Genomic DNA, 25,286 nt, shown 5'->3' with positions numbered 1-25,286 from the left:
TTGTGTGTATTTGCTGACGTCAACCATGCTCGGCGATCCAGGCGGCCGCCGGCTGCTTCTGTCCACCGGCAGGGCGGACACGTTCGATCAGGATCCGGCCGCCGTTCGCCTGCATCACGATCCCGGCGTCGTTCTTCTCGACGAGATCGCCCGGCGTCCCGTCTCCGTCCAGGAGCTTGCAGTCAAAGACCTGAACCTCGGTCCCGGCAATCGTCGTATGGGCGCCCGGGGCGGGGTTCGCGGCTCTGATGACGTTGTAGACGTCGCGCGCGGGCTTGGACCAATCGATCCGGGCATGCTCGGCCTTGAACCAGCTCTCGTACGAACCATCCTCCAGCCGCTGGTCGTGCTTCAGGATGACTCCGGCCTTTACGAGTTCGAGGCCTTCGATCATCGCATCGACCCCCATCGGAAAGAGCTTCTTGAAATAGACGTCGCCCAGCGTTTCGTCGGGTCCGATCTCGCAGGTCTTCTGCAGCATGATCGGACCTTCATCCAAGCCGTCGTCGGGCCAGAAGATCGTCAGGCCGGTTTGCGTCTTGCCCATAGCGATCGGCCAGTTGATCGATGACGGCCCACGGTGCCAGGGGCATAGAGACGGGTGGTACTGGAACGTGCCGTAGGTCGGCGCATCCCTGACCTCCTGCGGCACGAACAGCAGCACGTAGGCCATCATGCAGACATCGGCCTTGAAGCTCTTCATCAGTTCGAGCGCTTCTGGCGTCTTCCATGAGGCCGGCCGGTGCACGGGAAGGCCTTTCTCGGCGGCGTACTCCGCAAGCGGATCTTCCGGCCTGCCTTCCTTCGCCGGCGCGCAGCATACCGCCACGACGTTCTCGCCGCGCTCCAGCAGCCGCTCTAGCACAGCCTTGCCGAATGCCTGCTGTCCGTGGACGACAATTCGCATCGAATTCCTCCCGTTCCGGTCCGATCGGTCTTGCGCCGGTCTTCCCTTGTCTACCTACTCCGCAGCGACCCGCTTGACGTCGCCGACCGCTCCCGATCCGACGATGCGCTCAAGGTCCTCGCCGGAGTAACCCAGCAGGTCCTTGAGGATCTCGGTCGTGTGCTCTCCGAGCAGCGGAGACCGAGTCACCTCGACAGGGCTGTCCGACAGCTTGATCGGGCAGCCGACGCTGAGGTACTTGCCGCGCTCGGGATGATCGACCTCGACGATCGTTCCCGTTGCCCGCAGTCCCTGGTCCTCGGCAATTTCCTTCATGCTGAGGATCGGGCCGACCGGGATGTCGTGCGGGTTGCAGATTTCCATGACCTCGAACTTGGTCTTGGTCATGGTCCAGGCCTCGATCGCCTCGAACATCGTGTTGAGGCGCGGCAACCGTGCCTTCGGCGTCGCGTAGTCCGGATCGGTCTTCCATTCCGGCTTGCCGATCACGTCGCAGACCTTTTCCCACGCCGCGGCCTGGGTGATGAAGTACGTGTAGGCGTTGGGATCGGTCTCCCAGCCCTTGCATTTCAGGATCCGTCCGGGCTGACCGCCGCCGGAGTCGTTGCCGGCCCGCGGCGTTGCTTCCCCGAACGGGATGCCCTCGCCGAACTGCGAATACTCGGTCAGCGGGCCCGCTTCCAGGCGCTGCTGGTCGCGCAGCTTGACCCGGCAGAGGTTGATCACCCCGTCCTGCATCGGCGCCAGGACCTTCTGTCCGCGGCCTGACTTCTCGCGCTGGAACAGCGCGGCGACGATCCCCAGCGCCAGGTGCAGCCCGGTTCCGGAATCGCCGATCTGCGCTCCGGTCACAAGCGGCGGGCCGTCAAGAAATCCCGTCGTCGAAGCCGCTCCACCGGCACACTGCGCGATGTTCTCGTAAACCTTGCAATCTTCGTACTGGCCGGGACCGAAGCCCTTGACCGAGGCCACGATGATCCTGGGGTTGATCTTCTGGATGTTCTCCCAGGAGAAACCCATCCGATCGAGCGCGCCGGGCGCGAAGTTCTCGACCAGGACATCGCACGTCTCGATGAGCTTGGTCAGGACTTCCTTGCCCGCCTCGTTCTTCGAGTTGATCTCGATCGAACGCTTGTTGTGGTTGAGCATGGTGAAATAGAGGCTGTCCGCGCCCGGCTTGTCGACAAGCTGCTTGCGCGTCGCATCGCCAACGCCGGGCCGCTCCACCTTGATTACGTCCGCCCCCAGCCACGCCAGAAGCTGCGTGCAGGTCGGACCTGACTGGACGTGGGTGAAATCGAGAACTTTGACGCCTTCCAGAGCTTTCATCGTATGTAACCTTCACGAAACCTTTGATTGGCCGAGGTTGGTCTATTTCTTGGACACCACACTCTGTGGGTTCAGATTGCCGATACGGCCGCTCTCCGTGCCGGATTGCGGGTCGATGACGGCGTTGATGAGGGTTGGCTTGCCGTCGTCCATGAACTGGTTCACGGCACGCGAAAGCTCGTCCGGCGTCGTGGCGTTGATGCCGACGCCGCCAAAGGCCTGCATCATGACATCGTAGCGCGCGTCCTTCACAAAAACGGTCGTCGCAACGTCGGAACCGCCGCTCGGATTGACGTCCGTGCCTCGGTAAATGCCGTTATTGTTGAAGACGATGACGCAGACCGGCAGGTTGTAGCGGCAGATCGTTTCCACCTCCATGCCGGAGAAGCCGAAGGCGCTGTCGCCCTCGACCGCAAGGACCTTCTGTCCGGTCTCGATCGCCGCGGCGATCGCGGTACCCATCCCGATGCCCATGACGCCCCAGGTGCCCACGTCGAGGCGCTTGCGGGGCTTGTACATGTCGATGATGGAACGTGCGAAATCGAGCGTGTTGGCGCCCTCGTTCACGAAGATCGTATCGGGATGCGCCTGGATGATCGGCTTCAGCGCACCGAGCGCACCGTGGTAGTCCATCGGCACGTTGTTGTTCATCAGCCTCGGCGCCATCTTGGCGACGTTGGACTCGACCTTTTCCCGGACGGTGCTGGTCCAGTCCGGATAGCTCGCCTGCCACTTCGACCCCATGGCGTCGAGCAGGGCCGAGACGCAGGAAGCGATGTCCCCGACGATCGGCGCGACAATCTGGACGTTGCTGTCCATCTCTTTCGGCTCGATGTCGATCTGGATGATCTGCTTCGGCTCGGTGCCCCACTGCTTTCCCTTGCCATGGGACAGAAGCCAGTTCAGGCGCGCGCCGATCATCATGACGACATCGCAGTCCTTGAGAACCAGCGAACGCGCCGCACCGGCCGAGAGCGGATGATCGTCGGGCAGGATGCCCTTTGCCATGCTCATCGGCAGATAGGGGACGCCGCTTTTCTCCACGAACTGGCGAATCGCATCGTCAGCCTGCGCATAGGCAGCGCCCTTGCCGAGGATGATGAGCGGCCGCTTGGCGCCCTTCAGAACTCCCAGCGCACGCTCGATCGCATCGGGCGCGGGAAGTTGCTTTGGCGCGGGGTCGATCACTTTGACCAGGGACTTGGCACCAGCTGTGGCGTCCATGACCTGCCCGAACAGCTTCGCCGGCAGGTCGAGGTAGACGCCACCGGGACGGCCGGACACCGCGGCGCGGATCGCGCGGGCAATTCCGATGCCGATGTCCGCGGCATGAAGGATTCGGTAGGCCGCCTTGCAGAGTGGCTTGGCGATCGCCAGCTGGTCCATCTCCTCGTAGTCGCCCTGCTGGAGGTCCACGATCTCCCGCTCGGACGACCCCGACATCAGGATCATCGGCCAGCAGTTGGTGGTCGCGTGCGCCAGCGCCGTCAGGCCATTCAGAAAGCCGGGCGCCGAGACGGTCAGGCACAGACCCGGCTTCTGGGTCAGGTAACCGGCGATCGCCGCAGCGTTGCCGGCGTTCTGCTCATGGCGGAACGAGATCACCCGTATGCCCTCGGCCTGCGCCATGCGGCCGAAATCGGTGATCGGAATACCGGGCACCCCATAGATCGTGTTCAAGCCGTTCAGCTTGAGGGCGTCGATGATCAGGTGGAAGCCGTCGGTCAAATCCTGCGGTGCCGACGTCCCGGCGCTGTCCGCATTCTCCGATTTAGCGGCAGGCGCTGTACCAGCGAGGGTCATGTGGTTCCTCTTCCCATTCCTTGAAGATCAACTGGCCATATCTCGCCACGAACCGAGGGCCTCTATCCGGGACCACGTCTTGGCGATGTGATCGTGCAACCGCATCGTGTGTTCGCGCACCCGGCGCGATGAGAGATCCGCATCGCGGGAGATCAGCGCATCGATGATCCCCATGTGATCGGCGACGGATCGGCGGGCGCGATCGCTCTCGCCCATGGCACGCCGCCGCACCGCCTGCATGTGGGTGAAAAGCGTATCGGCCATCTTCTTCAGCAATTGGCACCCCGAGAGTTCCAATATGGTCTGATGGAAGACGATATTGGCGTCGGAGTACTCTTCTAAATCCGCCCGTTCCACGTCGCTGCTGTGCTCAATGGCGAAGTCCCGCAACGCTTGCAGTTCCGCGTCGCTGGCGTTCTGCGTCGCCAGCCGTGCCGCCATGCTTTCCAGCGCCGCCCAGGTGACAACCATTTCCAGAATCTCTTCACGCGTCTTGCGGCATACGAAGACACCCTTGCGCGCAACGATGTGGACGAGACCTTCCTGCGCCAGCTGCGCCAGCGCCTCGCGAATGGGCGTTCTGGACACCCCGAGCTTCTCGGCCAACTTCCGCTCGTCCAGACGCAGGTCCACGTCAGGCCGGTAGATATCCATGTCGAGGATCGCCGCACGCAGCAGTTCGAAGGTGTGAGACTTCAAGCTGAAGTTCTCAGCGATAGGACTGAGCTTGTCGCTAATCGACACCTACAGCGCCCTCCCGATACCGACCCTGCCTGCGGTTATCGCATCCGCAGTGCGCGTTTGTATATGGTATACCACACATCCGGTTTTCCATACCAGCGTTCCGAAGCCGGCAGGGCCTGTTTCGAAGCTGAGAGCTCAGCAGCGTTTCTCTGTCTACTGAGCGGCGGTTGCAGTTGCGGCTGTGCCTGCGGGTTCGAGGCGCGCGGCGGCGAACTTGAGCTCGGGGATCTTGCCGAACGGGTCGAGCGCCGGGTTGGTCAGGAAGTTGGCGGCAGCCTCGCTGTAGCAGAACGGGATGAACACCACGCCGGCCGGCACGTAGGGGTCGCTGCGGGCGGCCAGTTCGATGGCGCCGCGGCGGGTCGCCACCCGCACCATCTGGCCCGGTGCGATGTCCCAACGCCCCAGGTCGTCCGGGTTGACGTGCACGTGCGCGTCCGGCTCCAGCGCGTCCAGCACGCTGGCCCGCCGGGTCATCGACCCGGTGTGCCAATGCTCCAGCAGCCGTCCGGTGGTCAGCACCAGCGGGAACGCGGCGTCCGGCAACTCGTCGGGCGGCAGGATCTGCGTCGGCACGAACTTGCCGCGGCCGCTGGCGGTCGGGAAGCCGTCACCGAAGATCACTCCCTTGCCCGGCTCGTCCGGCCCGGCGCACGGGTACGTCACGGCGTCCTCGCGCTCCAGCCGCTCCCAGGTGATGTTGGCCAGCGACGGCATGACCCGGGCCATCTCCGCGAACACCTCGCTGGGACCGGTGTAGTTCCAGTCCAGCCCCATCCGTTTGGCGATCTCCTGGACGATCCACCAGTCCTGGCGGGCATCGCCGGGCGGCTGCAGGGCTTGGCGGCCCATCTGGACCTGTCGGTTGGTGTTGGTCACCGTGCCGGTCTTCTCCGGGAACGCCGACGCCGGCAGCACCACATCGGCGAACGCTGCAGTCTCGGTGAGGAAGATGTCCTGGACCACCAGGTGCTCCAGCATCTCCAGGGCGGAGCGGGTGTGATGCTGGTCGGGGTCAGACATCGCCGGGTTCTCGCCCATCACGTAGACGCCCCGGATCGTGCCGGCGTGGATCGCGTCGGTGATCTCGACCACCGTCAGCCCCTTCTTCGGATCCAGGGATGTTCCCCAGAACTCCTCGAACCGGGCGTGGATGTCGGCATTCTCAACCAGCTTGTAGTCCGGGAACATCATCGGGATCAGGCCGGCGTCCGACGCGCCCTGGACGTTGTTCTGGCCGCGCAGCGGGTGCAGCCCGGTACCGGGACGGCCGACCTGCCCGCACATCAGCGCCAGCGATATCAGGCAGCGCGCGTTGTCAGTGCCGTGGGTGTGCTGGGAGACGCCCATGCCCCAGAAGATGATGGCCTGCTCGGCGTCGGCGTACAGCCGGGCAACCTCGCGGATCCGCTCCGGCTCGATCCCGCAGATCGGACTCATGGCCTCCGGCGTGAACGCCGACACGCTAGCCTTCAGCGCCTCGAATCCTTCGGTGTAGCCATCGATGTACTGCCGGTCGAACCGCTCCTCGGTCACGATCACGTTCATCATCGCGTTCAGCAGGGCGACGTCGGTGCCCGGCTTGAATTGCAGCATGTGGGTGGCGTGCCGGGTCAGCGCCTGGCCCCGGGGGTCCAGCACCACCAGTTTCGCACCGCGCTTGGCAGCGTTCTTGATGAAGGTGGCGGCCACCGGGTGATTGACCGTCGGGTTGGCCCCGATCACCACGATGACGTCGGCGTTCACCGCCTCGCGGAACCCGGCGGTAACCGCCCCGGAGCCGATGGTCTCCATCAGGGCCGCCACCGAACTGGCGTGGCACAGCCGGGTGCAATGGTCGACGTTGTTGGTTCCGAACCCGGTGCGCACCAGCTTCTGGACCAGGTAGGCCTCCTCGTTGGAGCCCTTGGCCGACCCGAACCCTGCCAGGCCCTTGCCGCCGTGTTCACCCTTGATCGACAGCAGCCCGCCCGCCGCGCGGTCCAGCGCCTCTTCCCAGCTGGCCTCGCGGAAATGGCTGTAGGGGTTTGACGGGTCGATCGGCAGCGAGGCCGACTTGGGCACGTCATCGCGCCGGATCAGCGGCTTGGTCAGGCGCTGCGGGTTGGAAATGTAGTCGAAGCCGTAGCGGCCCTTGACGCACAGACGGCTGGCGTTCGCCGGGCCTTCCTTGCCGTCGACCCAGGCCAACGCCTCGTCCTTGATGTTGAAGGTCAGCTGGCAGCCGACCCCGCAATAGGGGCACACGCTCTCCACCTGCCGGTCGGCCTTGCCCTTGAACAGCCCGAACGCGTCCAGCGCGGTCTTCGGCATCAGCGCCCCGGTCGGGCAGGCCTGCACGCACTCGCCGCAGCCCACGCAGGTGCTCGCCCCCATGGCGTCGTCAAAGTCGAACACGATCTTCGCCTGATGGCCGCGGTAGGCCAGGCCGATGACGTCGTTCACCTGGACCTCGCGGCACGCCCGGACGCACAGGTTGCACTGGATACAGGCGTCCAGGTTGACCGCGATACCCGGGTGCGAACTGTCGTCTTCCGGCGTGGCATGCGCCGGGAACCGGCTGGCCTCTACGCCCTGGCTGTCGGCGAACTTCCACAGGGTGGAGTCCGGCTGGTGCGACTGCGCGCGAGCCGGCTGGTCAGCCACCAGCAGTTCCATCACCAGCTTGCGGGAACTCTTGGCACGCTCCGACGCCGACTGGACCTTCATGCCTTCGGTTGGCGTGCGGATGCAGGACGCCGCCAGGACCCGTTCGCCCTCGATCTCCACCATGCAGGCCCGGCAGTTGCCGTCGCCGCGGTAGCCGGGGGCCGGCTTCCAGCACAGATGCGGGATCTCGGTGCCGAGCCGATCGGCGACCTGCCATATGGTCTCTCCCGGCAGGGCGTCGACCGTGTGGCCGTCGAGTTCGAAGCGGATGTTCTTCGGCGGGGTGGCATCGGTCATCGCAGATCCTCCGGGAAGAACTTCATGACGCTGAGTATCGGGTTGCCCGCCGCCTGTCCCAGGCCGCAGATCGAGGCGTCGCGCATCACACCCGTCAACTCCTCCAGCAGCGGCTGGTCCCAGTCTCCGCTCGCCATCAGGGTCGCCGCCTTCTCAGTGCCGGCCCGGCACGGCGTGCACTGACCACAACTCTCATCCTCGAAGAACCGCATCAGGTTCAGCGCCACGTCCTTCATGTCGTCGTGGTCCGACAGAATCACAACGGCGTGGCTGCCGACGAAGCAGCCGTGCTTCTCCAATTGCCCGAAATCGAGCGGGATGTCGGCCATCGACGCCGGCAGGATACCGCCAGACGCACCGCCCGGCAGGTAACCCTTGAAGGCATGACCGTCGAGCATGCCGCCGCAGTGCTCCTCGATCAGTTCGCGCGCCGTCACCCCGGCTGCCACGACTTTCACCCCGGGGTTCCGTACCCGCCCCGATACCGAATAGCTGCGCAGCCCGGGATGACCGGGCTTGCCCTGGTCGGCGAACCACTCGCCGCCCTTCTCCACGATGTCGCGGACCCACCACAGGGTCTCCACGTTGTTGACCAGGGTCGGCCGGTCGAAGAGCCCGCGCTGGGCGACGTAGGGCGGGCGGTGGCGCGGCAGGCCGCGCTTGCCCTCGATGCTCTCGATCATCGCCGACTCTTCGCCGCAGATGTAAGCGCCGGCACCGCGTCGGAGGTGGATCTCGGTGTGCGGTGCTAGGCCGGCAGCGGTCAACGCCGCGATCTCCTCCAGCAGGACCTCGTGGATCTGCGGGTACTCGTCGCGCAGGTAGATGTAGACCGCCTCGGCACCGACCACCCAGGCACCGACCAGCATGCCCTCGAGCATCCGGTGGACGTCGCGCTCCAGGTACCAGCGGTCCTTGAAGGTGCCGGGCTCGCCCTCGTCGGCGTTCACCGCCATCAGCCGGGGCCCCGGTGCCTGGCGCACCAGAGACCATTTGCGCGCCGTCGGGAACCCGGCGCCGCCCAGGCCGCGCAGACCGGCGGCCTGCAGCGCCTCGATCACCGCCTCCGGCGTCACCGAACCGTCCAGGCAGCGCTGCAGCAGGTTGTAGCCGCCGTCGGCCCGGTAAGCCGCTAGCCGCACCGGGTTCAGCACCTCGGCGCGATCCGGAGCGGCGATGCGCCGGGCGACGGACGCCGCATCGGCCCGCTCGACCAGGCCATGGCCGACCGCCGCGACCGGCGCTTTGTCGCAGGCGCCCATGCAGGGTGCGCGCACCACCCGGACATCGCCGCCGACATCGGACCGCAGCGCGCCCAGCAGACGCTCCGCCCCCGCTAGCGCACAGCTCAGGCTGTCGCACACCCGCACCGTCACCGCCGGCGGCGGGACGGCGTCCTCCTTCACCACGTCGAAATGCGCGTAGAACGTCGCCACCTCCCAGACCTCGGCCATCGCAAGCCGCATGTCATGGGCCAGCGCCGCCAGATGCCGGGCCGACAGGTGTCCGAAGTGGTCCTGAACCGCATGCAGGTGTTCGATTAGAAGGTCGCGGCGCCGCGGCGCGTCGCCCAGAACAAAGCGGACCTCCTCGAGCGCCGCCGGGTCGACCTGGCGGCCCTTGTTGAACGCACGCCCCCTGCGCCCGACCCCGCCGGAAGCCCGCTCAACCCGGCCATGCGCATCTACCGGGTCGGCCCCGCGACCAGGCCCGACGGCTCCGGTTCCCGTCATCGCTTCCTCCAAGACGCGGCATCGTTCATCGGGCCGCAATTAAAGCGGAAATCCATCGAGCGGCTGAACCCCGCCCTACATGCACGACGATGGCCTGCGCTAAAATCGAAATCAAACGAGTTTTTCTGTATTCGTAATCGGTTTTCTCGATCAACGATCAGCCGTTGCGAGGCTTCATCTCAGCTTCCAGGTCGATCGCTTTCACGGACTTTGTGAACGCCTCGACCAGCGGCGGGATCGGATTCTGGCGGCGTACTGCCATGCCCATGGTGAAACGCGGCTCCGGCTCGGTCAATGGCAGAGCCAGCATGCCAAGCGGCGTGCCGAAGAGCCACAGCAGGTTGTACGGCAGCACACTCGACCAGCCGGCGGTGCGGATGTGCGAGCAGAGCGTGAGCACGGAGTTGGTTTCGGCATGGACCCGTGGTGCGCAGCCCACCGAGGCAAACACGCCGTTGAGTATTCGTCGGTTCTGCATGTCGGGTGTCAGCAGGCAGAGCGGGGTTTCGGCCGCCTCGCGCCAGGTGACAGTCGTGCGGCCTCGGAACGGTCCGCGCTCCGGCGTGAGCAGGATGTAGCGCTCGGTGTAGAGCGGAACCGTCGTGACGCCATGCAGCGGCTCGCTGTCCAGATAGGTGATGCCGACGTCAATGACGAACTCGTCGAGCATCCGCTGGATGTCGTCGGAGGTACGGGAGAGGATCCGCAGGGTGACGTTCGGATGACGGCGGGCAAAGGGTGTGGTCAGCAGCCCAATGGTCGGCAGCGCCGAGGGCACCACGCCCAGCGCCAGCTCGCCGGAGAGTTCGCCGCGCAGCAGCCCGATCTGCTGGTCCAGGACCTCGCGCTCGGCCACCACCCGGGTCGCCCAGTCGAGCAGCACCTTGCCCTCGGCGGTGAAACCCTTGAAGCGCTTGTCGCGTTCGATCAGCGGTGCGCCCATCTCGGTCTCGAGCTGGCGGATCGCAGCCGATAGAGTCGACTGCGTGACGTTGCAGACCTCGGCGGCCCGGCCGAAATGCTTCTCCCGGCTGAGCGCGACGAAGTAGCGGAGATGCCGGAGCTGCATGGCTACCGTCGACCCGGGAAATCGCCCGCCGTTCGGCACAGCGCCGGCGGCATCGCACCGCATCTTGCGTCTGGGTTGTGGTGTCCGGTCATCTCTCCTGCCGCTCCGATGCGGGATCGCTCAACCCGGAATTGGTTCTGACGAGAACGCCCGCCCGACGCTGAAACAGCCAAGCAGGCGTGGCTCCTTGACCCTGCAGGCTTGGTCGTGAATCCGCAAAGGAGAGCTGCGCCGCGAGGACATCTACCACATTTCCCGAACTGGCCCGGCCGCAATTGCCGAGCAGAATTTCCGCAGGGTCAGGGAGACTGGGCATTCTTAGGAAAAATCGACGGCGCCAACGGAGAAACCAGGAGGTGCCCTACGGGACGAGGGAACAGACCGACGCCGGATTCTCGGCGTGAAGCCGCCCGGCTAGCTCCGACCAGTGGTCCAACGCGTCGCGCGATCGCCGAGGCTCTCGGTATCGGGTTGTCGGCGCGGACCAAACTACGAAACTGCAGGGAGGGGGCGTGAGGACGAGTATTCGCCGAGGCTGGCAAGAACCCTCTAACCCTTTGAAGTCAATGGTGGGCGCGACAGGGATTGAACCTGTGACCCCTACGATGTCAACGTAGTGCTCTCCCGCTGAGCTACGCGCCCGCCGACAGCACCGGTTCGGGATTTCGGTGCCGCAAGGAGGCTCGTCATAATGCCCTCTGCGGTGCAATGCAAGCCCGTGTCACAGGATTTCCGAAACGCGCCGCCGTGACCGTGCCACGACCACCGGAACCGGTGACACGGCCCGTGGATTGCTCTAAGTCAGAGGGTATGGACGAGGTTCTCGACTCCGGGCGCGAGACCGCCGATAGCCTCCAGAACCTGGGGTCTTTCGTGCCGTCTTTTCCCCCTACCCAGAGCGATCGCCGCGAATCGTCGAACACGCCGGTCGACGGCCGGGCATTCGGCAGCCCGGCGTTCGATGGCCCGGTGACGGTCGAGCGGCCGCCGCGCCAGACCCTGGCGGTGGTCGTGTCGTCGCCGCACAGCGGCCAGCGCTACCCGCAGGACCTGCTGTCCTGCACCGATCTGGACACATTGACCCTGCGCTCGAGCGAGGACACCTTCGTCGACCAGTTGTTCGCCTCGGCGCCCGAACTGGGGGCGCCGCTGGTCAAGGCGGAGTTCCCGCGGGTCTATGTCGACGCCAACCGCGAGCCGTTCGAGCTCGACCCGGCAATGTTCGACGACGCCCTGCCCGACTATGTCACCACCCAGAACGCCCGGATCGCCGCCGGCCTCGGCACCATTGCCCGCGTGGTCTCCAACTCGGCGCCGGTGTACCGCGGCAAGCTTCGCTTTGCCGACGCCCTGCAGCGCATTGACGGGTGCTGGCGACCGTTCCACGCCGCCCTGGCCGACGCGATCGAGGAAACCCTCGACCGGTTCGGCTACTGCATCCTGCTCGATGCCCACTCGATGCCATCGAACGTTCTGACCCTTGGCGCCGACGGCCGGGCATACCCGGTGGCCGACGTCGTGCTGGGCGACTGCCACGGCGGATCCTGCTCCACACAGCTGGTCCAGCGCTGCGAACGGGTGATGGCCCGCCAGGGCTACCGCGTCCACCGCAACACGCCCTACGCCGGCGGATTCGTCACCCGACACTATGGCCGGCCGGAATCCGGGGTGCACGCCCTGCAGATCGAGCTCAAGCGCGGCCTCTACATGAACGAACGGCGGTTCCAGCACTCCGCCGGGTTTGCCCGGGTCGCCGCCGACATGCGCCGCCTGGTGGCTGCTCTCGGCAGCTTCGATCCCCGCCGTCCCTGGGGCGATGCCGACTGAATCGCCCGAACGGCTTCCAAACCTGCCCGAGAGTGGCACGCCGATTGCTTAACCTCTGACCAGGAGGTGAAGCATGCTTGGACGTTCCCTGACCCGGTGTTTTCTGCTGCTGGCCGCTGCCACCCTCGGGGCGGTGGGCACCGCCGGTGCCGCCCTGGCGGACTCGAGCCCGACGCCCGAGGCGCACACGCTGTGCATCGAGGCGACGCGCAGCGCCGAACGCCGCCACCACCTCGCCCCCCACCTTCTGGGCGCGATCTCCCTCGCCGAAACTGGACGTTGGAGCCGGGACCACAAGGCAAGCTTTGCCTGGCCGTGGACCGTGATGGCCGAGGGCCGTGGGCGATATCTGCCGAGCAAGGCCGCCGCGGTCGCCGAAGTTCGGCGCCTGCAGGCGCGCGGCGTCAAGAACATCGACGTCGGCTGCATGCAGGTGAACCTGTTCTATCACGCCGACGCGTTCGACGATCTGGCCTCCGCGTTCGATCCGGAGACCAACGCCGACTATGCCGCCGCCTTCCTGCGCGACCTGAAGGAAGAAGTCGGCACCTGGAAGGACGCGGTCGCCTACTATCACTCGCGCGACGACAAGCGCGGCGACTACTACCAGGGCAAGGTCTATGACCTGTGGTACGGCCAGCGGCAGAACCTGATGATCGCGGCCCAGGGCTCGGCACCGGCGCTGACCGCCGAGGCGCTGGCCGCCGAGGCGCACCGTGCCGAACTGGCGCAGGCCCGCGCCCGCAAGGCCGACCAGTACCGGATGATCCAGGAGGCGCGCGCCGCCAACGTCGAATTCCTGGCCAAGCAGCGCGCCATGATCGACGCCCGCAACGCCGCGGCGTTCGAAGCTCGCAAGGCTGCCGTGCTCACCGAATGGGCCGAGATGAAGCGCCGCCGGGCAGAGGCCAAGGCCGGCATCCGGACCGGCGACAGCGGCTGAGACCAATCAGAGGAACGAGGTTGCCACGTCGCCAAGCTGCACGAAAACAGATTTGCGCTGGGTATAGTGCTCGATCGCGGCCAGGCCGTTCTCCCGGCCCAGGCCCGACTGCTTCACGCCGCCGAACGGCATCTCGATCGGCGTCACGTTGTAGTCGTTGATCCAGACCGTGCCGGCCTCCAGCCGCGCCGCCACCCGGTGGGCGCGTGCCAGATCGCGGGTGAACAGACCAGCCGCCAGCCCGAACGGCGTGGCGTTGGCGCGGGTAACCGCCTCGTCCTCGTCATCGAACACCAGCAATGTCATCACCGGGCCGAAGATCTCCTCGCGCACGATGGTGAGGCTGTCGTCGGGGGCTTCGAACACGGTCGGGGTGACGAACCAGCCGTCGGCGCAGGCGCCATCGACGACCCGGGTGCCGCCGCACAGCAGCTTCGCTCCTTCCGTGCGGCCGCGTTCGACGTAGCCGAGCACCTTTTCCATGTGAGCCCGTGAGATCAGCGCGCCGACCGTGGTTTCGGGATCAAGAGGATCGCCGATCCGCATGCGCTGGATGCGCGGCATCATGGCGTCGACGAAGGCGTCGCGGATCCGGCGGTGAACGAACACCCGGGTGCCGTTCGAGCAGATCTCACCCTGGGTATAGAAATTCGCGTTCAGCGCCGCCGACACCGCGTTGTCGACATGAGCGTCGTCGAACACCAGCAGCGGCGACTTCCCGCCCAGCTCCATGGTCACGTGCTTGAGTGTCTCGGCGGCGGCGGCCATCGCACGTTTGCCGGTCGGAACCGATCCGGTCAGCGAGACCTTGGCGACGTCCGGGTGCGCCACCAGCGCCTGACCGGTCGCGGCCGCGCCTTGGACGATGTTGAACACCCCCGGCGGGGCTCCGGCCTCCGCCAGCGCCTTGGCCAGTTCGACCGCCGTAACCGGCGTGGTCTCCGAGGGCTTGAACACCATCGTATTGCCGCAGGCGAGCGCCGGCGCCGCCTTCCAGCAGGCGATCTGGATCGGGTAGTTCCAGGCGCCGATGCCGGCGCACACGCCCAGCGGTTCGCGCCGCGTGTAGGCGAAGGCACTGCCGAGATCGATGTGTTCGCCGGCAATCGCTGCCGCCAAGCCGGCAAAGAACTCAAGGCAGTCGGCGCCCGACGCAACATCGACAACACTGGCCTCGGCGATCGGCTTGCCGGTGTCCAGCACCTCCAGCCGGGCGATGGCATCGTTGCGGGCGCGTAGGATCTGCGCCGCTCGGTGCAGGATCCGTCCGCGTTCAGCCCCGGTCATCGCCGACCAGATCGGAAATGCTGCCTTGGCGGCGGCGACCGCGGCGTCGACATCCTCTATCCCGGCCTCCTGGATCACCGCGAGCGGCTTTCCGGTGGCCGGATTCTCGGAGATGAAGGTGCGGCCGGAGCGCGCGTCGACCGCACGACCGCCGATCCACAACGCGATGGGGTCCAATGTCGTCATGACGCCCGTTCTACCGTTCGCGGCGCCTGGGGGAAAGCTCGACGGTTTGCGATCGTCCAGGATGGAGGCAGTGTGGTGCCCCGAAACCTGGGAACGGCAGACCGGCGTGACCGACACCGATAGTCCACCCGAATTTGACACCGGGTTCCGAGACGGCTTCGAAGCGCTGCTGCGGTGGCGCCGCGATGTCCGCCGGTTCCGCAGCGACCCGATTGAACCGGCATCGCTCGACCGGCTGCTGGATCTGGCCGATCTCGCTCCTTCGGTCGGCAACAGCCAACCCTGGCGGTTCGTCTCGGTCGGGACGCCCGAAGCCCGGCGCCGGGTCCGCGCCAACTTCGAGCGGGCCAACGCCGAGGCGCTCGCCGACCAGACACAGGAGCGCCGCCACCTGTACGCATCCTTGAAACTCGCCGGCCTGGACCGGGCGCCGGTCCACCTCGCCGTCTTCACCGACAGCGAGACCGAACAGGGCCACGGGCTCGGCCGTCGCACAATGCCGCAGACGCTCGAACACTCGACCGTGATGGCCATCCACACGCTGTGGCTGGCCGCGCGGACGCTCGGCATCGGCGTTGGGTGGGTCTCGATCCTCGATCCAGACCGGCTCTGCGCCGATCTCCGCGTCCCCGCCGGGTGGCGCTTCACCGCCTATCTGTGCCTGGGATGGCCGGAAGAAGAGCACGCCGATCCGGAACTGGAACGCGCCGGATGGCAGTCCCGGACCGGGCGCGGACGCGACCTGCTGCGGCGCTGACGGAACAGCCCGCCTTGCCTTTCCGGCGTCAATTTGCATGCTGGTGGACAACCAAAACGAAATATGGGGGCTTCAACCATGCGCAGCTCGCTTGGCGTCGCGGCCATGACGGCCGTTGTTCTGACAACCGCACCGGCACTCGCGGCCGATCCGGCTTCCTGCCAGAAGGTGACGTTCTCCGATGTCGGCTGGACCGACATCACCGCCACGACCGCGGCCGCGTCGGTAGTCCTGGACGCCCTCGGCTACGAGCCGAAGACCCAGATACTGTCGGTGCCGGTGACCTACGCCAGCCTGAAGAACAAGGATGTCGACGTCTTCCTCGGCAACTGGATGCCGTCGATGGCCGCCGACCTGAAGCCGTACACCGATGACGGCTCGGTGGTGAGCCTGACCGCCAACCTCGAAGGGGCCAAATACACCCTGGCCGTACCAAGCTACGTTGCCGCAGCAGGCGTGAAGAGTTTCGCCGATCTTGCACCCAACAAGGCGAAGTTCGACGGCAAGCTGTACGGGATCGAGCCGGGCAATGACGGCAACCGCCTGATCCAGGACATGATCGACAAGGACGCCTTCGGCCTGAAGGGGTGGGAGGTCGTTGAATCATCCGAGCAGGGCATGCTGAGCCAAGTGGCCCGTGCCGCGCGCGGCAAGGAATGGATCGTGTTCCTGGGCTGGGCGCCGCATCCGATGAACGCCAACTTCGACCTGACCTACCTCGCCGGCGGCGACGACTTTTTCGGGCCAGACTACGGCGGTGCCACGGTCTACACCAACGTCCGGGCCGGCCTGACCAAGGAGTGCCCGAACCTCGGCAAACTGATCACCAACCTGAAGTTCACGCTTGAGATGGAGAACGCCGTCATGGGCTCCATCCTCGACGATGGCATGCAGCCCGAGAAGGCCGCCGCGAAGTATCTGAAGGCGCACCCTGACCTGGCGATGTCGTGGCTGGACGGCGTGACCACTTTCAAGGGCGAGGATGCCAAGAAGGCCGTGTCAGCGAAGCTCGGCCTCTGAGAGACGCGGTGACCGGAACCGGCCGATACTGCATCGCGCGGTTCCGGATCGCCGACTGAAGGGGGGCGACCGGCATGGATCCAATCTCGGCGTTCATAGAAGACAACAAGCTGGGCCTTGGACGCGGTGTGAAGACCTTCGTCGAGTGGCTGACCGACAACTTCTACGCCCAGTTCCGCGCGTTCTCCGACGGGCTGGGCTGGGCGATCGAGGGAGTCATCTGGCTGCTGGCGGCGGTGCCGCCGGTCGTCCTGATCGCACTGGTCGCCGGCCTCGCCTGGTGGCTGCACCGCTCGATCGGGCTGGTGGCGCTGGTGGTTGCCGGGCTGCTGCTGATCCTGAACCTCGGGTACTGGGAAGCCACCACCGAGACCCTGGCGCTTGTGCTGTCTGCCACCCTGGTGTGCGTCCTGATCGGCGTCCCGATCGGCATCTACGCGGCCCACAACCGCTGGTTCTATTCGGGCATCCGGCCGATCCTTGACCTGATGCAGACCATCCCAACCTTCGTATACCTGATCCCGACCCTGATGCTGTTCGGGCTCGGTGTGGTCCCGGGGCTGATCTCTACCGTGGTGTTCGCGGTCCCCGCCCCCATTCGGCTCACCGAGCTTGGCGTGCGCAATGTGCCGAAGCCGCTGATCGAGGCCGGCGAAGCGTTCGGCGCCACCCGCTGGCAGTTGCTGCTCAAGGTGGAGTTGCCGCACGCCATGCCGACCATCATGGCCGGTGTGACCCAATGCATCATGCTGTCGCTGTCGATGGTGGTGATCGCCGCCTTGGTCGGCGCCAACGGTTTGGGCAAACCGGTGGTGCGTGCGCTCAATACCGTCAATATCGCCCAGGGATTCGAGGCCGGCCTCGCCATCGTGATCGTCGCCATCCTGATGGACCGGATCATGCGCCAGTCGGAACGCCCTGGCTCCGGCGGCGGGCACTGATCATGGATGCCATCACCTTCGAGCATGTCGACGTGGTGTTCGGCAACACGGCCGGCCGGAAGGCGGCGCTCGAACTGATCGACCAGGGCGCCGACCGCAGCCGGGTACTGGAGGAAACCGGCGCCGTGGTCGGCGTGCGCGACGCCACTCTGTGCATCGATGAGGGCGAGATCTGCGTGCTGATGGGCTTGTCGGGATCAGGCAAGTCGTCGCTGCTGCGCTGCGTGAACGGGCTCAACACCGTGAGCCGGGGGAAGGTCCTGATCGCCGACGGTGGCGGCACGGTCGACGTGGCGAGTTGCGACGCCGCCACCCTGCGCCGGCTGCGCACCGATCGCATCGCCATGGTGTTCCAGCAGTTCGCGCTGATGCCCTGGCGCACGATCCGCGAGAATGTCGGCCTGGGGCTTGAGCTGCGCGGCCTGTCTCGGACCGAGCGCGACCGGCTCGTCGACGAGAAGCTGGCCCTGGTCCGACTGGACCAATGGGCCGACAAGCACCCGCACGAACTGTCCGGCGGCATGCAGCAGCGGGTCGGTCTGGCCCGGGCGCTCGCCACCGACGCCGACATTCTGCTGATGGACGAGCCGTTCTCCGCCCTCGATCCGCTGATCCGAGAGCATCTCCAGGAGGAACTGCTCGAGCTTCAGCGTTCGCTGAAGAAGACTATCGTGTTCGTCAGTCACGATCTCGACGAGGCGCTGAAGATCGGCACCCACATCGCGATCATGGAGGGCGGACGAATCGTCCAGTACGGCCGACCGGAGGAAATCGTCACCCAGCCGGCCAACGACTACGTCCGTGCCTTCGTGGGCAACGTGAACCCGCTGAACGTGCTGTGCGCCGTCTCGCTGATGCGTTCGGTCCGCACGGGTGAAGACGTCGACCGTGACCGTGCGGTCGGGCCGGACACCCCCATGCGTGAGTTGGTGGCGCTGGCACGCGAACGCGGCGGGATCTTTCCGGTCCTGGACGGATCGGGCACTGTGCTGGGCATGATCGGCGAACCCGAGATCTACGATGGCCTGCTGCGCCGGCGCAGCGGTGACGCCCTGTGAGCGCACCGATCCGCGGCATCGTGTTCGACAAGGACGGCACGCTGATCCATTTCGACCGGACCTGGACACCGGTGTTCGTGGAGAGTGCCGAGGCCCTGGCCGAGCAGATCGGACAGCCCGAGATGGCGGCGGCCTGGCTTGAAGCAACCGGCTACGACGGTGCGACCGGCCGTGTCCTGGCCGGCAGCGACCTCGCCTCCGGAACCACCGACGTGCTGGCCGCCCGCTGGCGGGCCATCAGCCCGGAGTTGCCGACGCTTGACCGGCTGATCCCGTGGCTCGACGGGTTCTGGGAGCGCCGGGTGCTGGAGCTGCTGGCACCGGTCGGCGACCTTCCAGCGCTGTTCGATCACTTCATCGATCGGGGATTGCGGCTGGGTGTTGCGACCAACGACACCGAGCAGGCCGCCCATTCCACGATCAGGCAACTGGGACTGACCGACCGGGTCGACTTCGTCGCCGGCTACGATTCTGGCCATGGCGCCAAGCCTGGACCCGGCATGATCCTGGCCTTCTGCACGAGCATGGGAATGGCCCCGGGGGAAGTCGTCATGATCGGCGATTCGCCCGCAGATCTGTCCGCCGGCAGAGCCGCCGGATGCGGCCGGGTCGTAGGCGTGCTCACCGGAACCTCAACGGCAGCCGTGCTGTCACCGCTGGCGGATGTGGTTCTCGACGATATCCACGCACTGCCGGGACTGCTCCAGCCCGCGCCCGCCTGACGCTACCCCCGTGCCCCCGGTCCGCCCGCAGCGGTCCAAAGGCACTGCCCACTCTCAAGCACCTCGAACCGTCCTGGCGCAGCCCGCGCAAACCGGTCCCACGCGCGCCGGACACCGGGGAACAGGTCGGAGCCGTAGTCGTCGTCCACGATGCACCCTCCCGGCGTCATTCGTGACGAAAAGTACGCCAGACAGGCAGCGGTCGGTTCGAACAGGTCGGTGTCCAGATGGACGAAGCAGTAGGTTCGCTCGGCCAGGGTATCCAGCACCGGCGGGATCCAGCCGGCGTGAATTGCCGCATTGGGAAAGTCTGACAAGGTCTGCCGGACAACGTCCTCGCCGCTGGCAAAATTGGTGGTGTGACGCGCAACCACCCAGCCGTCCGGGGAAGGCGATGCATCCTCGATACGCGGAGCGCTCAAGCCTTCGAAACTGTCGATCAGGACCAAGCCCTCGCCCTGCCATCCGGGGCGACGGTGCGCGACCAGGATGGCCATCAGGCGAGCACTGAACCCGCGCCAGACACCGGCTTCGGCGATGCCATCGGCGCCCGTCGACAACACCCCGTCGAGCGCCACGGCAAGTCGATGGCCCCGTTCTACCCGGTCGAGCACCTTGTCCGGGGCGACCGTCGTACCGGACACCGCCATGCACTCCCGGAACACCTCGAGATACGGCCGTCCCGCAACGATGAGAGACCCATACCGCCGATCCAGTTCGGCGTTCAGTTCGTCGGTGTTGGAGCCAGGCTCAAGCATCGATCGGCGCGACATCCCTTGCGGTGCACGCCCTCGCCGCCGCGAGAGCGCCGCCGTTGTCGCACCGGCCGGACAGTCATACAACCACCGCTTCGCAGTCCGACCGCCACACCCTTGGTTCTCACGCCCTCAACGCTGCATTCTCCGGGTCATAAGGGCTCTCCGCAATGATGCGGGCGGGCCGCAACTCTCCCATCAGGCGGACCTGGCATTCCCGGCCGACCTCGGCATGCTCGGTCTTTACATAGCCCAGCATGAGCGACTTCTTCACGAAGTGGGCGTAGCCGCCGGCGGTGCCGCGGCCCACAACCTGACCGTTCATGAACACCGGCTCGTTGCCGAAACTGTCGGCATCGTCGGCGTCGATCTCGATCGTGCAGTAGGTGTTCGGTACGCCGTCCGCCTGCTGCCGGACCAGCGCGTCGCGCCCGGTGAACTCGCCCTTGTTCAGGCGCACGAACCGGTTCAGCCCAGCCTCGAGCAGCGAGTTCTCGGCGTTCAGGTCGGTGCCCCACAGACGGTAGCTCTTCTCCAGCCGCATCGAATCCATCGCCCGCATCCCGACCAGCCCGATATTGAATTCGGCTCCGGCCGCCATCAGCGCCTCATACAGGTGGACCTGATACTCGATCGGGTGATGCAGTTCCCAGCCGAGCGAGCCGACGAAGTTGACCCGCAGCGCCCGCACGCTCGGGCAATAGCCGACGGGGATGTCCTGCATGGTCAGCCACGGAAACGCCGCGTTCGAAATGTCGGCGTCCGCCAGCTTCTCCAACACCCGGCGGGCGTCCGGACCGGCCAGGACCAGCACGCCGTACTGGGTGGTGACATCCTTCAGGAACACCGAGCCGTCGCGCGGCAGGGTCTTCTGCAGGAAATCGAGGTCGTAGTCGTGACCGGCGCCCGGTCCCACCAGATAGAACCGCTCGCCGTACAGCCCGTCGGCCATCCGGGTGATGGTGAATTCCGAGCGCACTGACCCCGACGGGTTGAGCGCGTGGGCAAGGCTCATCCGGCCGACACTTTTGGGAATGGCGTTGGCCACCATACGATCGAGCCAGGCACGTGCGCCCGACCCTTCGACCTCGTACTTGGCGAACGAGGACAGTTCCAGGAGCCCGACACGCTCGCGCATGGTGTGCACTTCGTTGCCGACGTGCGCAAACCAGTTGGATCGTCGGAACGAGTAGACGTCCCTGCGCTCGACACCCGCCGGTGCGAACCAGTTCGGCCGCTCCCAGCCGAACCGGTGGCCCCACACCGCCCCGGCCTTGTCGAGGCGGTCGTAGATCGGCGGGGTCTTGGCCGGCCGGCCGGCGGGACGCTCCTCCATCGGGAAGTGATTGACGAAGACGTGCTCGTACGCTTCCTCGTTCTTGATCCTGGCGAAATGCTTGGAGGTCACGCCGAAGCGCCGCGGGTCGACGCCGATCATGTCGACCGACGGCTCGCCATCGACCATCCAGTTGGCCAACTGCCAGCCGGCACCACCGGCTGCCGTGACGCCGAAGCTGTGCGCCTCCGACAGCCAGAAGTTGGGCAGTCCGAAAGCCGGACCGACCATCGGGTTGCCGTCCGGCGCGTAGGAGATCGGCCCGTTGACGATGTCCTTGATCCCGGCGTTCTCGAACGACGGCACCCGGTTGATGCAGCCTTCGACGTGCGGCATCAGCCGCTCGAGCGCGCCGGGGAACAGGTCCTTCTCAAAGGTCGGAGGCACGCCGTCGACGAAGCACGCCGGCGCTCCCCGTTCGTACGGACCGAGGATCCAACCCATCCGCTCTTCGCGGAAATAGTACTGGGAGTCCGACTCCCGCAGGATCGGCAGTTCCTTGGCCCCGGACTCTCGGTACGCCTTCAGCACCGGATCGACGTCGGTGACGATGTACTGGTGCTCGACCGGGATCACCGGGATCTGCAAACCAACCATCCGGGCGGTCTGCCGGGCGTAGTTGCCGGTCGCACACACGACGTGCTCGCAGCGGATCGTGCCTTTGCTGGTCTTCACCAACCACTCGTTGCCATCCCGTTCGATCCCGTCGACCTGGGTTTGCTGGTAGATCGTGCCGCCGTTTGCGCGCGCACCCTTCGCGAGGGCCATCGTGACGTCGACCGGCGCGATGTGCCCGTCGGTCGGATGCCAGAGCGCGCCGACCAGTCCTTCCGGGTTGATCAGCGGCCACAGCGACTTGATCTCATCGATGCCGATCAGGTGGCACTCGACGCCGATGGTTTCCGCGGTGCACTGGTAGTTGCGGTACTCGTCCATACGGTCGCGGTTGGTGGCGAGCCGCAGGTTGCCCGTAGGGTGAAAGCCGACCGCCTGCCCGGTTTCGGCCTCAAGTTTCTTATACAACTCGACCGAGTACTGATGCAGTTGGCCAACCGAGTAGCTCATGTTGAACAACGGCAAGAGACCGGCGGCGTGCCAGGTTGAGCCTGCCGTCAACTCGGTGCGCTCCAGCAGCACAACGTCCGACCAGCCGCGCTTGGCGAGATGGTAGAGCGTGCTGACGCCGACCACGCCGCCACCGATCACCACGACCCGAGCCGTATCCTTCATATCCATCCCCCGACACAGACGTCCTGCGACCGTCGACCGCGCAGGAGGACAGAGTGACGAAAACCCCGAGCGAGCCGTGCCGACAGGCGACGGCAGCGTGTCGCATTTAGCGCAAAGCGAACACATTGGCGCTGCAGCACTTTTTGTGCGCCGCAAAACGCCGGGTTTACAGCGGCGCCATGCTTGCTCTACGCTTCGGCAAAATCGTGGTTGGGCAAATGCCCGATCAAACGAGGGTGGCCAGCGTAGGGAGCGCGGAGCCACCGACAGACAGGGACAAATGGGGGAGCATGGCGGACCAAGCGGCGCCGTTCGTTCAATTTTCCGAGGTCCAGAAGACCTACGACGGAGAGATTCTCGTCGTTAAGGACCTTAATCTCGATATTGCAGAAGGTGAGTTCGTCACGATGCTGGGTCCTTCCGGGTCCGGCAAGACAACCTGCCTTATGATGCTCGCCGGGTTCGAGACGCCGACCGAGGGTCGGATCATGCTCGGCAACCGCGAGCTCAACAACGTGCCGCCCCACAAGCGCGGCATCGGAATGGTCTTTCAGAACTACGCTCTGTTCCCGCACATGACCGTGGCCGAGAACCTCGCGTTTCCGCTTGAGGTTCGCAAGCTGTCGAAGTCCGACACGGTGGCGAAGGTGGAACGGGCGCTCGACATGGTCGAATTGTCGGCGTTCGGAAACCGTCGTCCGGGACAACTGTCCGGTGGCCAGCAGCAGCGTGTTGCCCTGGCCCGGGCGCTGGTCTTCGAACCCGATCTCGTGCTGATGGACGAGCCTCTCGGCGCGCTCGACAAGAACCTGCGCGAGCAGATGCAGTACGAGATCAAGCACATCCACGAAAAGCTTGGCATGACCGTGGTCTACGTCACCCACGATCAGTCCGAAGCGCTGACGATGTCGGACCGGATCGCGGTGTTCAATGATGGCCGGATCCAGCAGTTGGCCCCACCGGCAGACCTTTACGAGAAACCGGAGAACGCGTTCGTCGCGCAGTTCATCGGCGAGAACAACCGGCTTCTCGGCATCGTCGAGGAAGACGATGGAGAGCAGTGCACCGTCGTCGTCGACGGGCACACGATCAAGGCGCTGAGCATCAATCACGACGGCCGTGGATCAAAAACGACGCTGTCGCTCCGGCCGGAGCGCGTGACGCTCAATCCTGAAAATGGATCGTTGCCGAACGTGTTCGATGCGGTTGTTCGGGAGCTGATTTATCTCGGCGACCATATCCGCGCGCGGGTCAGTACCTGCGGCGATGACGAGTTCATCGTCAAAGTTCCGAATGCCCATGGGCACTTGAGCTTGGCCAAGGGCACGAATGTCCGGGTCGGGTGGTCCATGGAAGATTGCCGGGCGCTCGACGCCTGACGCAGCAACCGCCGGTCGTGCCCGCATTGAGCTTGGCGCGACCAGCCGAAGGCCTCGGAGCCGTTGAATTCCCGAGAGATAGTGGGAACGGCAGACGAGGAAATTTGCCGGAGACGCCGGCACAGATCAGGGAGACTGCACATAATGAAACATCTGCTGAAGAGCGCGGGAGTCGCAGCCGTCGGCATGGCGGCTTTCGGCCTCGCCGGGGCTGCGTCGGCCGACACGCTGACGATCGTGTCCTGGGGCGGCGCCTACACGAAGAGCCAGATCGAAGCGTACCACAAGCCCTGGATCGCCAAGACCAAGGACACGATCAACTCCGAAGATTACAACGGCGGCCTCGCCGAGGTTCGGGCACAGGTCGAAGCCAACAATGTGACCTGGGACGTGGTCGACATGGAGCTGTCGGACGCCGTTCGCGGCTGCGACGAGGGCATCCTGGAACCCCTGAACGCCGCTGACCTGCCCAAGGGCGACGACGGCACGCCGGCCGACCAGGACTTCATCCAGGGAACCGTCAATGAGTGCTCGGTGGGTACCATCGTCTGGTCGACCGTCTATGCCTATGACACCACCAAGTTCAAGGATGGGCCGAAGACCATTGCCGATTTCTTCGACCTCAAGAAGTTCCCGGGCAAGCGCGGCATGCGCAAGACCCCGAAGGCCAACCTTGAGTTCGCGCTGATGGCAGACGGCGTCCCCGCCGATAAGGTCTATGCCGAGCTGGCGACTTCCAAGGGCGTCGAGCGGGCGTTCAAGAAGCTGGCGACGATCAAGAATGACACCATCTGGTGGGAAGCCGGCGCCCAGCCGCCGCAGCTCCTGGCCGACGGTGAAGTGGTCATGACCACGGCCTACAACGGCCGCCTGTTCAACGCGATCGTCAACGAGAAGAAGCCGTTTGAGATCGTCTGGGACGGCCAGGTGTGGGACATCGACCTTTGGGCAATCCCGAAGGGTGCGAAGAACAAGGATCGCGCGTGGGAGTTCATCAAGTTCTCGACCGACACCCAGCGCCTTGCCGACCAGTCCAAGTGGATCTCCTACGGCCCGGTTCGCCGGTCGTCGTTCCCGAAGATCCCGACTGCAGTACAGCCGCACATGCCGACTGCACCGGCAAACTTCAAGAACCCGCTTCAGAACGACTTCGAGTTCTGGGCTGATTACAGCGACGAGCTGAACGAGCGTTTCAACGCTTGGCTCGCCAGCTGACAGACAACGAAGGCGGAGCGAGTGATCGCTCCGCCTTTCCATTCTCCCAAGTGCCTGTTCGTTCGTTCATTTGACGAAAATCCGGAGCCGAGAAGCAGT

General features: G+C 65.5%; 19 protein-coding genes and 1 tRNA gene. 9 read left to right on the top strand and 11 right to left on the bottom strand.

Annotation, left to right across the window (positions count from 1 at the left end; translation table 11 throughout):
• Positions 1-19: 19 nt before the first annotated feature.
• The 8 genes from RIC54_RS21950 to RIC54_RS21915 form a co-directional block, all read right to left on the bottom strand.
• The gene (locus tag RIC54_RS21950) at positions 20-907 is read right to left on the bottom strand and encodes a methionyl-tRNA formyltransferase (RefSeq protein WP_350088520.1); all 888 of its coding nucleotides are present in this window, start codon (positions 905-907) and stop codon (positions 20-22) included.
• Between the two features lie 54 nt (positions 908-961).
• Positions 962-2,236 (bottom strand): formyl-CoA transferase, encoded by a 1,275-nt coding sequence (gene frc / locus RIC54_RS21945; RefSeq protein WP_350088523.1) that lies wholly within the window; start codon positions 2,234-2,236, stop codon positions 962-964.
• Positions 2,237-2,278: 42 nt separating this feature from the next.
• Positions 2,279-4,039, bottom strand: coding sequence for an oxalyl-CoA decarboxylase (oxc, locus tag RIC54_RS21940; protein ID WP_350088526.1), 1,761 nt, complete (start codon positions 4,037-4,039; stop codon positions 2,279-2,281).
• Between the two features lie 27 nt (positions 4,040-4,066).
• Positions 4,067-4,783 carry a GntR family transcriptional regulator gene (locus RIC54_RS21935; RefSeq protein ID WP_350088529.1) on the bottom strand — a complete coding sequence of 239 codons (717 nt, stop codon included), beginning with the start codon at positions 4,781-4,783 and terminating at the stop codon, positions 4,067-4,069.
• Positions 4,784-4,936: 153 nt separating this feature from the next.
• Positions 4,937-7,729: a formate dehydrogenase subunit alpha gene (gene fdhF, locus RIC54_RS21930; RefSeq protein ID WP_350151410.1), complete on the bottom strand. Its 2,793-nt coding sequence runs from the start codon at positions 7,727-7,729 to the stop codon at positions 4,937-4,939.
• Positions 7,726-9,462 carry an NAD(P)H-dependent oxidoreductase subunit E gene (locus RIC54_RS21925; protein WP_350088534.1) on the bottom strand — a complete coding sequence of 579 codons (1,737 nt, stop codon included), beginning with the start codon at positions 9,460-9,462 and terminating at the stop codon, positions 7,726-7,728. Before RIC54_RS21925 ends, fdhF begins: the two co-directional genes overlap by 4 nt.
• A gap of 157 nt (positions 9,463-9,619) precedes the next feature.
• The gene (locus RIC54_RS21920) at positions 9,620-10,531 is read right to left on the bottom strand and encodes a LysR family transcriptional regulator (protein ID WP_350088536.1); all 912 of its coding nucleotides are present in this window, start codon (positions 10,529-10,531) and stop codon (positions 9,620-9,622) included.
• 567 nt (positions 10,532-11,098) lie between these two features.
• Positions 11,099-11,173 (bottom strand) — tRNA-Val (locus RIC54_RS21915).
• Between the two features lie 168 nt (positions 11,174-11,341).
• Between RIC54_RS21915 and RIC54_RS21910 the strand changes: the two genes are divergently transcribed.
• Positions 11,342-12,358 carry an N-formylglutamate amidohydrolase gene (locus tag RIC54_RS21910; protein ID WP_350088539.1) on the top strand — a complete coding sequence of 339 codons (1,017 nt, stop codon included), beginning with the start codon at positions 11,342-11,344 and terminating at the stop codon, positions 12,356-12,358.
• 73 nt (positions 12,359-12,431) lie between these two features.
• Positions 12,432-13,301: a lysozyme family protein gene (locus tag RIC54_RS21905; protein WP_350088542.1), complete on the top strand. Its 870-nt coding sequence runs from the start codon at positions 12,432-12,434 to the stop codon at positions 13,299-13,301.
• Positions 13,302-13,307: 6 nt separating this feature from the next.
• Here the strand turns inward: RIC54_RS21905 and betB are convergent, their stop codons facing one another.
• Positions 13,308-14,774 (bottom strand): betaine-aldehyde dehydrogenase, encoded by a 1,467-nt coding sequence (gene betB, locus RIC54_RS21900; RefSeq protein ID WP_350088545.1) that lies wholly within the window; start codon positions 14,772-14,774, stop codon positions 13,308-13,310.
• 106 nt (positions 14,775-14,880) lie between these two features.
• Here betB and bluB point away from each other — a divergent pair, with 106 nt between their 5' ends.
• The 5 genes from bluB to RIC54_RS21875 all read left to right on the top strand — a co-directional run bounded on the left by bluB (position 14,881) and on the right by RIC54_RS21875 (position 19,272).
• Positions 14,881-15,531: a 5,6-dimethylbenzimidazole synthase gene (gene bluB / locus RIC54_RS21895; RefSeq protein ID WP_350088548.1), complete on the top strand. Its 651-nt coding sequence runs from the start codon at positions 14,881-14,883 to the stop codon at positions 15,529-15,531.
• A 78-nt stretch (positions 15,532-15,609) separates the two neighbouring features.
• Positions 15,610-16,551 (top strand): choline ABC transporter substrate-binding protein, encoded by a 942-nt coding sequence (locus RIC54_RS21890; protein WP_350088551.1) that lies wholly within the window; start codon positions 15,610-15,612, stop codon positions 16,549-16,551.
• A gap of 74 nt (positions 16,552-16,625) precedes the next feature.
• Positions 16,626-17,492, top strand: a complete 867-nt coding sequence (choW, locus tag RIC54_RS21885; RefSeq protein WP_350088554.1) for a choline ABC transporter permease subunit — start codon at positions 16,626-16,628, stop codon at positions 17,490-17,492.
• Positions 17,493-17,494: 2 nt separating this feature from the next.
• Positions 17,495-18,550, top strand: coding sequence for a choline ABC transporter ATP-binding protein (gene choV, locus RIC54_RS21880; RefSeq protein ID WP_350088557.1), 1,056 nt, complete (start codon positions 17,495-17,497; stop codon positions 18,548-18,550).
• Complete coding sequence (locus RIC54_RS21875; protein ID WP_350088560.1) at positions 18,547-19,272, top strand: HAD family hydrolase; 726 nt, start codon at positions 18,547-18,549, stop codon at positions 19,270-19,272. The genes choV and RIC54_RS21875 overlap by 4 nt, the downstream gene beginning before the upstream one ends.
• A gap of 2 nt (positions 19,273-19,274) precedes the next feature.
• Here RIC54_RS21875 and RIC54_RS21870 read toward each other — a convergent pair whose 3' ends face one another.
• The gene (locus tag RIC54_RS21870; protein WP_350088563.1) at positions 19,275-20,030 is read right to left on the bottom strand and encodes a TylF/MycF/NovP-related O-methyltransferase; all 756 of its coding nucleotides are present in this window, start codon (positions 20,028-20,030) and stop codon (positions 19,275-19,277) included.
• Between the two features lie 121 nt (positions 20,031-20,151).
• The gene (locus tag RIC54_RS21865) at positions 20,152-22,593 is read right to left on the bottom strand and encodes a GcvT family protein (protein WP_350088566.1); all 2,442 of its coding nucleotides are present in this window, start codon (positions 22,591-22,593) and stop codon (positions 20,152-20,154) included.
• Positions 22,594-22,883: 290 nt separating this feature from the next.
• On the opposite strand from RIC54_RS21865, the gene RIC54_RS21860 reads away from it, so the two are divergent.
• Together RIC54_RS21860 and RIC54_RS21855 are read left to right on the top strand one after the other, a co-directional pair.
• On the top strand, positions 22,884-23,972 hold the full coding sequence (locus RIC54_RS21860; protein WP_350090629.1) for an ABC transporter ATP-binding protein: 1,089 nt from the start codon (positions 22,884-22,886) through the stop codon (positions 23,970-23,972).
• Between the two features lie 144 nt (positions 23,973-24,116).
• Positions 24,117-25,187, top strand: coding sequence for an ABC transporter substrate-binding protein (locus tag RIC54_RS21855; RefSeq protein ID WP_350088569.1), 1,071 nt, complete (start codon positions 24,117-24,119; stop codon positions 25,185-25,187).
• Positions 25,188-25,286: the final 99 nt, after the last annotated feature.

The organism is Thalassobaculum sp. (assembly GCF_040219215.1).
Classification (GTDB): domain Bacteria; phylum Pseudomonadota; class Alphaproteobacteria; order Thalassobaculales; family Thalassobaculaceae; genus Thalassobaculum_A.
Note: the sequence above shows the minus strand (reverse complement) of the source record. Positions and strands in the feature narration are given on the sequence as shown.

Bases quoted from the DNA above. Each gene is read 5' to 3' on its own strand.
- RIC54_RS21950 (WP_350088520.1), bottom strand. From the start codon at position 907: ATGCGAATTGTCGTCCACGGACAGCAGGCATTCGGCAAGGCTGTGCTA.
- frc (WP_350088523.1), bottom strand. From the start codon at position 2,236: ATGAAAGCTCTGGAAGGCGTCAAAGTTCTCGATTTCACCCACGTCCAG.
- oxc (WP_350088526.1), bottom strand. From the start codon at position 4,039: ATGACCCTCGCTGGTACAGCGCCTGCCGCTAAATCGGAGAATGCGGAC.
- fdhF (WP_350151410.1), bottom strand. From the start codon at position 7,729: ATGACCGATGCCACCCCGCCGAAGAACATCCGCTTCGAACTCGACGGC.
- RIC54_RS21925 (WP_350088534.1), bottom strand. From the start codon at position 9,462: ATGACGGGAACCGGAGCCGTCGGGCCTGGTCGCGGGGCCGACCCGGTA.
- RIC54_RS21920 (WP_350088536.1), bottom strand. From the start codon at position 10,531: ATGCAGCTCCGGCATCTCCGCTACTTCGTCGCGCTCAGCCGGGAGAAG.
- RIC54_RS21910 (WP_350088539.1), top strand. From the start codon at position 11,342: ATGGACGAGGTTCTCGACTCCGGGCGCGAGACCGCCGATAGCCTCCAG.
- RIC54_RS21905 (WP_350088542.1), top strand. From the start codon at position 12,432: ATGCTTGGACGTTCCCTGACCCGGTGTTTTCTGCTGCTGGCCGCTGCC.
- betB (WP_350088545.1), bottom strand. From the start codon at position 14,774: ATGACGACATTGGACCCCATCGCGTTGTGGATCGGCGGTCGTGCGGTC.
- RIC54_RS21890 (WP_350088551.1), top strand. From the start codon at position 15,610: ATGCGCAGCTCGCTTGGCGTCGCGGCCATGACGGCCGTTGTTCTGACA.
- choW (WP_350088554.1), top strand. From the start codon at position 16,626: ATGGATCCAATCTCGGCGTTCATAGAAGACAACAAGCTGGGCCTTGGA.
- choV (WP_350088557.1), top strand. From the start codon at position 17,495: ATGGATGCCATCACCTTCGAGCATGTCGACGTGGTGTTCGGCAACACG.
- RIC54_RS21870 (WP_350088563.1), bottom strand. From the start codon at position 20,030: ATGCTTGAGCCTGGCTCCAACACCGACGAACTGAACGCCGAACTGGAT.
- RIC54_RS21865 (WP_350088566.1), bottom strand. From the start codon at position 22,593: ATGAAGGATACGGCTCGGGTCGTGGTGATCGGTGGCGGCGTGGTCGGC.
- RIC54_RS21860 (WP_350090629.1), top strand. From the start codon at position 22,884: ATGGCGGACCAAGCGGCGCCGTTCGTTCAATTTTCCGAGGTCCAGAAG.
- RIC54_RS21855 (WP_350088569.1), top strand. From the start codon at position 24,117: ATGAAACATCTGCTGAAGAGCGCGGGAGTCGCAGCCGTCGGCATGGCG.